We start from the raw sequence: 8,397 nt of genomic DNA on the forward strand, positions 1-8,397 counted from the left end.
TCTAGTTAAGCCTTCACTCATATCCATGGCGATCGTTCTTACGCGGTTATCGCCAAGGTGTGCGGCAACCTCTAGCACAAGTCTATTTTGCTTGCCCTCAACCTCGAAATTTACTTCGACGGCTTCGTTGATCTTGGGTAAATAATCCGTGAAATCGACGTCGACTACCGGACCCATTACCTGAGAAATGATACCTTTCATCCATACTCCTTAATTATTTCATTGATTCGACGCCACTGATGATCTCTATAAGCTCAGTGGTGATAGACTCTTGGCGAGCCTTGTTATACGATAGTTTTAGCTGTGCGACGCGCTCTTTGGCGTTATTAGTCGCATTATCCATCGCCTGCATTCTGGCGCTATGTTCGGCTGCAAGACTATCTACTAAAGCGTAATACATGCTATATTCGAAATACTTCGTAAGTAGTTCGTTTAAAATTTTACCGTCGTCGCTCGGCTCAAATTCCATCAAAGAATTCGTCTCGACTTCGACGAGTTTCGGCGGCTCGACCGGCACGATATCGTTTATACGAATTTGTTGAGAGATCATGTTATTGTAGCCGTTATGTACCAAAATAACCTTATCCGTCGTACCGCTTATGAAGTCGTCTATTGCGTCTTTTATGATATTTTGAGCTTTCTCATAAGTAGGAGACGAGCTTACGCCGACGTATTTTTCAAGCAAATTTATACCCTGGAAGCTAAAAAACTCTATACCTTTTTTACCTACCGCGCGGAGTCTTATCTTTACTTTTTTCGCCTTAAATTCGTTAATCATATTTCTAACGGTTTTAATAGTCTGAATATTAAAACCGCCGCAAAGCCCCTTGTCTGCGGTGACGAATATAATATCAACCTTCTCGATATTCTCCTTAACGTCGAAAAATTTACTCTCGGCATTTACAGAGCGATATTGGTTGATTTTATAGGCTATTTCAGATAAAACTTCATTGATCTTGAGCGCATAAACCCTAGAGTGACGAGCGGCTTCTTCAGCCTTGCGAAGTTTGGCTGTAGATACCAGCTTCATCGCACGCGTCGTCTTTTGGGTGTTTTGGACGCTCTTAATCTTTCGCTTTATATCTTTTAAATTTGACATATTCTAGCCTTAGTTAGCGGCAAACGTCGCTTTAAAGTCTTTTAGCGCCTTGTGCAAAAGCTCCTCGATTTCTTTGTCAAGTGCTTTTTTGGTTCGAATTTGCTCGAAAATTTCAGGATACTTCGCCTCAATGTAAGGATAAAGCTCAGCTTCAAATTTTGTAACGGCTACGGTCGGAATATCGTCTAGATAGCCTTTTGTACCAGCAAAGATGATAACGACTTGTTTCTCAACGGCGAGCGGGCTGTAAGGAGGCTGTTTTAGCACCTCAACCATCCTTTGACCGCGCTCAAGCTGTTTTCTCGAGCTCTCGTCAAGGTCGCTCGCAAACTGTGCAAACGCCTGAAGTTCGCGGTATTGTGCTAGATCAAGTCTTAACGTTCCCGAAACTTGCTTGGTTGCCTTTATCTGAGCTGCGCCGCCGACGCGAGAAACCGAAAGGCCGACGTTGATCGCAGGGCGGATACCTGAGTTAAATAGATCGGACTCAAGGAAAATTTGACCGTCGGTGATAGAAATAACGTTTGTCGGAATATACGCCGAAACGTCGCCAGCTTGCGTCTCGATAATAGGAAGAGCCGTTAGAGAACCTGCGCCTAGCTTATCATTTAGCTTAGATGCGCGCTCTAACAAGCGAGAGTGTAGATAGAAAACGTCGCCAGGATAAGCTTCGCGGCCCGGCGGTCTGCGAAGAATCAAGCTCATTTCGCGGTATGCGACGGCGTGTTTTGAAAGATCGTCATAGATGATTAGGGCGTGGCGAGAGTTGTCTCTGAAATATTCACCCATAGTTACGCCCGCATATGGAGCTAGGTATTGAAGCGCGGCAGCGTCGGAAGCGCCTGCATTTACGACGATGGTATACTCCATAGCACCGTACTCTTCGAGTTTTTTAACAACTTGCGCGACTGTTGATTGTTTTTGTCCGATCGCGACATAGATACAAATAACGTCTTGACCTTTTTGGTTGATGATGGTATCTATCGCGACGGTAGTTTTGCCTGTTTGGCGGTCGCCGATGATGAGCTCGCGTTGTCCGCGGCCGATCGGCACTAGCGCGTCGATAGCTTTGATACCAGTTTGAAGCGGCTCGTGAACGCTCTTTCTAGCCATGATGCCTTTTGCTTTTTCCTCGACGAATCTAGTCTCGCTAGCTTCGATCGGGCCTTTAGCATCTATCGGCTCACCGAGTGAATTTACGACGCGGCCTATCAAAGCATCGCCGACAGGAACGCGTAAAAGCTTAGCTAGGCGTTTTACGCTCGAACCCTCCTTAATACCGTCCGTTTTACCCAAAATAACGATACCGACACTGCTTTCCTCAAGGTTTAGAGCCATACCTTTTTCGCCGTTCTCAAACTCGACCATCTCGCCAGCCATAACGTTTTTTAGGCCGTAAACGTTAGCAACGCCGTCGGCTACGGATATAACTTTGCCCGTCTCGTTCACATCAACGTTAAGGCTGAAATTTTCAATCCTTTCCTTGATGATGGCGCTGATTTCATCTGCTTTTATTTTTGCACTCACGCTTTTTCTCCTTTATATTGCTTTTAATATGTATTCGCTCATTTGGGCTTTTAGCCTATCTACCGAAAAGCTAGCCTCCACGCCCAAATCGTCTAGTTCAATCTTGATACCGTTGTAGTCGCTTTTTACCGGCTCTAAAATGATTTTTGCGTTAAATCTCTTAGAAAAGCTGCTTTCAAGCTCTGAAATTTGAGCCTGACTGATCTGCGAGCCGCCGTAAATTTTGCCGTAAAAAACATTATCCATTTTTGATTTTTGCGCTAAAAGCTCTGAAACGATATTAGGCAAAATATCAAGTCTTTTATTTTCGCCCAGTAGTTTTATGAAATTTACAAATTTCTGATCCGCCTCACCGACTAAAGATAGGACAAAATCCGCCTTTTGGCTATTTTTTAAATTCGGCGAAACGATGATATTTTGAAATTTTTCATTTGCAAATGCGTTTGCGATCTCTTGTAGCTTGGCGGTAAAGCTATTAAACTCATCTTTGCTAAGGTCGCTAACTAGGGCTTTTACGTATTTTTTTGCGATAAGTTCTTTCATTAGCCGACCCTCTTAAGCATGATATTGATAAGCTCGCTTTGATCCATTTTCACACTGTCGCTTGAAAAAATTTCATTTAAAATTTCGCCCACGACGGACTTAACCATGCGTCTTTTTTCAAATTCTTTTTGGTCTTGGAAGCTTTTTTCTAAATTTGCGACCTCTTGTCTGGTTTCTTCTTTGATACGCTCAGAGATCAAAACAGCCTCTTTTCTAGCCGTTTCTACTAGGCTAGCCGCATTTGCTTTAGCCTCTTCTACGCGCCTTAGAGCGTCGTCTTTTTTGGCTTTTGAGTCCTTTAGCTTTTGCTCGATATTATCAAGTCTCGCCGCGATACCGGCGATTCTTCCTTTGTAGGCATTTTTGATAGGGTTCGCTATAAAATAATACAAAATCGCGGCAAAAACGATAAAGTTTATCGTCCTAGGCACGATGTCGTATCCGCCGTCCGCCATTAAAACAAAAGGACATAATAAAAGTAAAATTTTGCTTTTCATATTAAATCCTTGCGAGTTTTGCTTTTAAAGCAGCTTGAAGTTCAGGCAATTTTTGCTGCAAATCAGCTCTAAAATCGCTCTTTTGAGAGTTTAAATTTTGGATAAAAGCATCGTAATCAGCCTCCAAAACTCCGCGCTTTTCGCTGACTATCTTAGCGGCCGCGTCTTTTGCAGCATTGATAGCTTCCTGCTTGATCTTGCCGGCTTCGTTTCTTGCGGCAGCTATGAGCTGTTCTATCTGCGCTTCATACACGCCAAGATCGCTCGTATTTTTGCTAGCGCTCTCTTCGTCGTTTTTTATCGCATCGTTTCTAGCGTCTATAAATTTAAGTAGAGGCTTGTAAAGGATGGAATTTAAAACGGCGATAAGCCCTAGAAAAATAACTGCCGTTAGGACGACTAACGGCAAATTAATTTCCAACATCAAATCTCCTTAAAGTTTAATATTTTCTTAAGCATAACAAAACCGTGCTTATTTTACAAAAAAAAAGGATAAAACAAGCTAAATTTAAATAAATATTTTTATTTTATCTTGTTTATTAGCCTATCGATATCAGCTATGTCATCAAATTCGATAGTGATTTTTTTGCCTTTTATCTTAACCGGTACGTCAAATTTAGAAAAAACCTCTTTTAAATTTGTTAGTCTTTCAAGGTATCTCTCATCTAACTTAAGTGCGGCTTTAGGCAGCAACTTATTTTTTAGATTTTTTACCAAATTTTCCGTTTCGCGCACGCTAAGGCGCTGCCCGATGATAGTATCGACCGCTGTTTTTTCATCGTTTGGCTCAAGACCTACGATGACTTTGGCGTGTCCTTGCGTTAGTTTGCCTTCTTTTATATACTCCTGCGTCACGGCGCTAAGGCTCAAAAGCCGCATCGTATTTGTTATCTGAACCCTGCTTTTGTGAATGATGTTTGCAAGCCCGTCCTGCGTAATTTTGTATTCGTCTATAAGTTCTTTGTACGAATTGGCAAGCTCGATCGGATTTAAGTCTTCTCTTTGGATATTTTCTATGAGTGCTAGTTCGCGAAGGCTTTGGCTTTCGATGTCGGCAACTATGGCTTTTATCTTGCTTTCGCCTAGTAGCTTAGTCGCGCGAAATCTCCTCTCGCCCGCAATCAGCATATATCCGCCATCTTTTTCTATGACGATGATCGGCTGGATGAGCCCGTGCCTTTTGATACTTTCGCTAAGCTCCCTTAGCGCAGTTTCGTCGAAATTTTTACGCGGCTGATACGGGTTTTCTACAATCAGGTCTAGATCAATATCCTTTACTATATCGCTGTTGCCCTCGTTTAGCTCAGCTTTGTACGCAAGCTCTACATCACCCAAAATCGCTTCTAGTCCGCGCCCTAGTCCGCCTTTTTTAGCCATTCGTTATCCTAAAATACAGCATGCCAAATTTTGATACGCCACCGAGCCGGGTGATTTTATGTCGTATAAAATCACTGGCTTACCAAAGCTCGGGCTTTCGGCAAGCTTTACGTTTCGCGGCACTATTACGAATTCATCGCCCATATCCTTGTTTTTAAACAGTTTATTTTCAAAATGCTGCTTTAAATTTGCCACCGTTTCCTTGGCGAGGTTATTTTGCGAACTGTACATAGTCGGCAAAAATCCTTTGATATTTAGCTTCGGATTTATGGTTTTTTTGATGATTTTTACCGTATTTAAAATTTGCGCAAGCCCTTCCAATGCGTAAAATTCGCACTGTATCGGGATTATCACGCTATCGCTAGCACTTAGTGCGTTTACGGTGATACTGCCTAGCGCCGGAGGACTATCGATGATAATGAAATCATACTGCCCCTCGACCTCTTCGATCTTACTTTTTAGTATCTTTTGATAGTCTTTGTTTTGTTCGCTTAGTTCTTGCTCTATACCCACGAGACCGATGTTTGAAGGCGCTAGAAAAAGTGTCGGTATCTCGGTTTTTAGCACGATTTGCGAGAGTTTTTTACGGCCAGTGAGTACGTGATATATATTATATTCGTAGTCGTTTCTACTAAAACCCATTCCAGTCGTCGCATTTGCTTGTGGATCGATGTCGATGAGTAGGACCTTTTTTTCGGCTACCGCCAGCGATGCAGCCAAATTTACCGCCGTAGTCGTCTTTCCGACGCCACCTTTCTGGTTTGCGATAGTTATAATTTCACACATGAGAATTTTCCAATTTTTTTGTTTTTTAATTGATTGATTTTACAAAAAACTTACTTTGTCCAAGTTTAGTTTCGGCTTTAAAATTTCTGAAAGAATTTCGCGGCGCGTACCCACCGATATTTTGTAAAAATATTAAATTTTACGTCAAATTTAAGCAAATTTATCTGAGTGAAAAAACCCTTCGACCATTTATATCCAAAGAGCCGTCAGATAGGAGTTTTGTGTCTTTGAGCGCCACTTCTTCGCCCTCAACGTGCGTAATAAATTCTCTCGATTTTTCAAATTCGCTCTCAAATTTTTTAAAAATTTCCGCCCAAGACGGAGCCGTTTGCAGCTGCTTACAAAACTCTCCGACCACGGCGCTAGGACTCACGTCTATATCTAAAATTCCGGCGTTTTCGGGTGCGTTTTTTAGATTTATGCCCATGCCGCAAACGTAAATTTCACCGACTCTCGTCGTCAAGGTTCCGCCGATTTTTTTATCGCCGACGTAAAAGTCGTTCGGCCATTTTAGCCAGATTTTCGAGCCGCGAGCCGCGAGAACTTCGCGCATTATCACCGAAAAGTAAATCGACGCCGACTCGCCTTTTAGATCGCCGGGCAGCGCCGTTTCGCTCATGCAAAATGAAAAAAATAGATTGCCCTCTAGCCCGCTCCACGTGTTGTTTCTGCTACCGATACCTTGCGTCTGCTCTTTTGCCACGAGCGCAAAAGGCGGCTGTATTTCGCCGTTTCGCAGCCCTTCGACCAAAACTTTTTGCGTAGAGGGGACGCTATCTGCGAACTCTATTCTCAAATTTTATTCCTTTTAAATTTGCTGGTTCGTTTTAGATTGCGAGCGCATTCGCGTCGTTAAATTTACAAGGCAAACTTCGCTCGGCTCAAATTTACGACACTATATCGCCGATGCCAAAGCGCTTGCCGTTTAGATACGCGCTAGCGTCCACGGGCTTTTTGCCCGGCTCTTGCACGGTCTCTATACATAAAGCGCCCTCACCGCACGCGACATAAATGTAATATTTGCCGTCAAATATGATTTCGCCGGGTTTTCGGCGCTCATCCTCACGTCCGCAGAGATATTTTAAATCCAAAATTTTTAGCCCGCTAGATAGATAAATCCCCGGCCAGGGCGTTAGCGCGCGAAATTTATTATAAATTTGCCGTGCGCTTTCCTCAAAGCTAAAAAGCCCGTCAGATTTTGCTATTTTTTTGCAATGCGTGGCCTGCGCGTCGTCCTGCTTTAACGGCTTTAAATTTGCAAAATTTCGCAACACTCGCACTATCAGCTCGCCAGCTAGATCACCAAGCTCGTCAAACAGCTGCGCCGCCGTTTTATCCTCGCAAGGCGTGTAGGCAAAATCAAGCATATCGCCCGTGTCAAGCCCCGCATCCATCAGCATCGCCGTCACGCCCGTCTGCTTTTCGCCCGCCAAGATCGCGCTTTGGATCGGACTTGCGCCGCGGTATTTAGGTAGGATCGAAGCGTGCAGGTTTATGCAAGGCGCGATATCAAGGATAGCCTGCGGCAAAATTTTACCGTATGCCGCAATCACGATAAAATCAGGCTTTAACTCTTTTATCTGGGCTGCGACCGCCTCGTCTCTTAAAGTCGCAGGCTGAAAGATCGGTACGGCGGGCAGGTGCTTCTGCGCGTAAATTTTCACCTCGCTCGGAGTTAAAATTTGCTTCCTGCCGACGGGCTTATCAGGCTGCGTAAAGACGGCCTCGATCTCAAATTTCGCCTCCGTAAGCGCGCGTAAAATTTTAGCCGCATACTGGGGCGTTCCCATAAAAACTATATTCATTCTTTTCCTTTAAATTTAGCCGCATCACGGCACTAGCGATCACACGGGCGCTGGCAATGCGCGAAATAAATTTTACGCAGATCGCGAAGCAAACCTGATCCGCACTCGCCCGCGCGAAGTAAAATTTATACGCGTCGCATAAACCAAACCCAGCGCAAAAGGCAGCGTTATTGCCGTTTTTCGCGCTTATTTGACGGCAGATTGATTTTCATCTCCGCCTTGATCCTTCCACGGCCAAAAGGCGCAAGGATCTTCGGACCAATAAATCTTTGCAAAGTATTTCGCTCCCAGCTCATCAAGGCTAATCTAGCCGTCATGATTAGCGTCTAACCTCTTAAATTCTGGGCCTGAGCGCAGATTTAGCTCTACTCTCAGCCCAGACGGCACCTCGCTCGCCATCCACTCCTGCAAGCTCAGTGCGCCGCCATGATCCTTGTCGTTAAAGTCCATAAAATTCGGCACCGGATCGGCGGGATCGCAACCGTATGCGCCGAAGCATAAAAATACTAGAATAAAAATTTTATTCATTTCGCCTTCTTAAATTTTATCTTTTTGCGGCGTTTACGAGCGATAAAAATAAAATTCATCCGCATATACGGGCGCGCTTAAGGCCTGCATTCGCAAAAGCCCTCTGCGGCGCGGCTTTAGAGCAACCTACAGCTCCTTTTTAAGCAGCTCAAGCAGGTTAAATTTTAGCTCGTTTATATTTTGTCCCGTCGCCGAGGAGATCGGCATCACGAAAAACGGCTTAGCGGCGTCAAAC

10 protein-coding genes and 1 pseudogene are annotated in these 8,397 nt (G+C 44.1%); all 11 read right to left on the reverse strand.

Features of this window, described 5'->3' with window-relative positions; all coding sequences use genetic code 11:
- Nucleotides 1-201 (reverse strand): annotated as a pseudogene (locus Q0314_RS03330) (F0F1 ATP synthase subunit beta); the annotation flags it as partial.
- A gap of 13 nt (nucleotides 202-214) precedes the next feature.
- Nucleotides 215-1,099, reverse strand: coding sequence for an ATP synthase F1 subunit gamma (atpG, locus tag Q0314_RS03335; RefSeq protein WP_298056484.1), 885 nt, complete (start codon nucleotides 1,097-1,099; stop codon nucleotides 215-217).
- 9 nt (nucleotides 1,100-1,108) lie between these two features.
- Entirely contained in the window at nucleotides 1,109-2,626 is a 1,518-nt protein-coding gene (atpA, locus tag Q0314_RS03340; RefSeq protein WP_002952438.1) for a F0F1 ATP synthase subunit alpha, read from the reverse strand.
- Nucleotides 2,627-2,638: 12 nt separating this feature from the next.
- On the reverse strand, nucleotides 2,639-3,169 hold the full coding sequence (locus Q0314_RS03345; protein ID WP_297941740.1) for a F0F1 ATP synthase subunit delta: 531 nt from the start codon (nucleotides 3,167-3,169) through the stop codon (nucleotides 2,639-2,641).
- Nucleotides 3,169-3,666: a F0F1 ATP synthase subunit B gene (locus Q0314_RS03350; protein ID WP_298056487.1), complete on the reverse strand. Its 498-nt coding sequence runs from the start codon at nucleotides 3,664-3,666 to the stop codon at nucleotides 3,169-3,171. The genes Q0314_RS03345 and Q0314_RS03350 overlap by 1 nt, the downstream gene beginning before the upstream one ends.
- A 1-nt stretch (nucleotide 3,667) precedes the next feature.
- Nucleotides 3,668-4,090 (reverse strand): F0F1 ATP synthase subunit B', encoded by a 423-nt coding sequence (locus Q0314_RS03355; RefSeq protein ID WP_002952442.1) that lies wholly within the window; start codon nucleotides 4,088-4,090, stop codon nucleotides 3,668-3,670.
- Between the two features lie 98 nt (nucleotides 4,091-4,188).
- Nucleotides 4,189-5,043 (reverse strand): ParB/RepB/Spo0J family partition protein, encoded by an 855-nt coding sequence (locus Q0314_RS03360; RefSeq protein ID WP_298056491.1) that lies wholly within the window; start codon nucleotides 5,041-5,043, stop codon nucleotides 4,189-4,191.
- Nucleotides 5,044-5,046: 3 nt separating this feature from the next.
- Nucleotides 5,047-5,829: an AAA family ATPase gene (locus Q0314_RS03365; RefSeq protein ID WP_002947459.1), complete on the reverse strand. Its 783-nt coding sequence runs from the start codon at nucleotides 5,827-5,829 to the stop codon at nucleotides 5,047-5,049.
- A gap of 160 nt (nucleotides 5,830-5,989) precedes the next feature.
- Nucleotides 5,990-6,625 (reverse strand): biotin--[acetyl-CoA-carboxylase] ligase, encoded by a 636-nt coding sequence (locus Q0314_RS03370; RefSeq protein WP_298056495.1) that lies wholly within the window; start codon nucleotides 6,623-6,625, stop codon nucleotides 5,990-5,992.
- A 91-nt stretch (nucleotides 6,626-6,716) separates the two neighbouring features.
- Nucleotides 6,717-7,634 (reverse strand): methionyl-tRNA formyltransferase, encoded by a 918-nt coding sequence (gene fmt, locus Q0314_RS03375; protein WP_298056497.1) that lies wholly within the window; start codon nucleotides 7,632-7,634, stop codon nucleotides 6,717-6,719.
- 306 nt (nucleotides 7,635-7,940) lie between these two features.
- Nucleotides 7,941-8,162, reverse strand: coding sequence for a hypothetical protein (locus Q0314_RS03380; protein WP_298056500.1), 222 nt, complete (start codon nucleotides 8,160-8,162; stop codon nucleotides 7,941-7,943).
- Nucleotides 8,163-8,397: the final 235 nt, after the last annotated feature.

Source organism: uncultured Campylobacter sp., assembly GCF_938040115.1.
In the GTDB taxonomy this organism is placed as follows: Bacteria; Campylobacterota; Campylobacteria; order Campylobacterales; family Campylobacteraceae; genus Campylobacter_A.